The sequence below is a fragment of the Ruegeria sp. AH12 genome (genome assembly GCF_056541465.1).
The window spans coordinates 1-539 of sequence record NZ_JBQFYL010000220.1; the positions used below are offsets into that span (position 1 = coordinate 1).

Here is a 539-nt window from a genome sequence, read left to right on the forward strand (position 1 = left end):
CCACGGCTCGGGGTCGTCGATCAAGAACACGGGCGCGCGAAATTGCTCTACCAGCAACACCGTGTCGCGCACCGGATCATAAGGCAGGACGATCACTGCAGACCCTTGCATCAACCCGCTGCGATGCAGCACCGGGCTCAGGGCGCCGTCATACTGACGATGCTGCAGTTCAATTTCATCCATCCCAAAATAGTTGACATAAGCGTGCTTGCGGTCATGAACGATCACGTCATCCGCAACGCTCCGCTCATCCCCCGTTCCACGTTGTCTTGCCGCTAATCTGGCCCAGGCGCGTGTTCTCATAGCTGGAAAGCTGCGCACGATGTCCGAGGCATCGACTCTTCCAAAATGGGCCATCACCTCGTCTGCCGCGAACACCGAAAGCGCACCCCAATCCCTGATCCAGGTTTCAAGATCCCACGGTGCGCCTTTTTTCCAAATGTCAGTATCCGGAAAGAACACCAAGGCCTGATGTTCTTTTCCATCCTCAGTCACGATTGTCTCCGGGCGCAGTTCATATTCGAACCCGCCTTCATAGA

1 protein-coding gene is annotated in these 539 nt (G+C 56.0%); it reads right to left on the reverse strand.

Features of this window, described 5'->3' with window-relative positions; translation table 11 throughout:
* Positions 1-495 (reverse strand): NUDIX hydrolase (locus ACR0EL_RS22735; protein ID WP_480502389.1); only part of this gene is annotated, 495 nt, incomplete at its 3' end.
* Positions 496-539 lie beyond the last annotated feature (44 nt).